Genomic DNA, 542 nt, shown 5'->3' on the forward strand with positions numbered 1-542 from the left:
CCTCACCTCCGTGCCCTACAGCCCCACCACCATGCACGGACTCGACGGCAACGACACCATCACCGCCGGCACCGGACCCACCACCATCCACGGCGGACCCGGCAACGACACCCTGCGCGGCGGACCCACCCACGACCACCTCCACGGCGAGGACGGCAACGACAAGCTCTACGGCAACAACGGCAACGACACCCTCGTGGGCGGGGCAGGCGATGACTACCTCGACGGCGGCGCCGGCGCCGACACCTACGTGCTGAGCACCGGCAACGACACCATCGCCGACACCGGGAACGACTCGATCGTGACGATGCCCCCCGGCCTGGCACCCCAGGACGTCACCGTCACCCGCACGGGCAACCTGCTGCTGACCCACCCCGAAGGATCAGTCACCTTCCAGAACTGGTACGTCTACGCCGAGACCAACAAGAACTACCCCCTGGCCTACAAGGGCACGTTCCAGTTCGACGACGGCACCACCTGGGACCGCGAGACCATCGAGAACGACGTCCGGTTCACCATCACCGGCACCGACGACGACGACA

Annotated in this window: 1 protein-coding gene; it reads left to right on the plus strand. The window is 67.2% G+C overall.

From position 1 onward, the window contains the following. Positions 1–31: 31 nt before the first annotated feature. Positions 32–542, plus strand: a 511-nt coding sequence (locus G6556_RS20060) for a calcium-binding protein (RefSeq protein WP_277344813.1), incomplete at its 3' end; no start/stop codon positions are given.

Origin of the sequence: Cellulomonas sp. IC4_254, assembly GCF_011603975.1 — a bacterium.
In the GTDB taxonomy this organism is placed as follows: domain Bacteria; phylum Actinomycetota; class Actinomycetes; order Actinomycetales; family Cellulomonadaceae; genus Cellulomonas.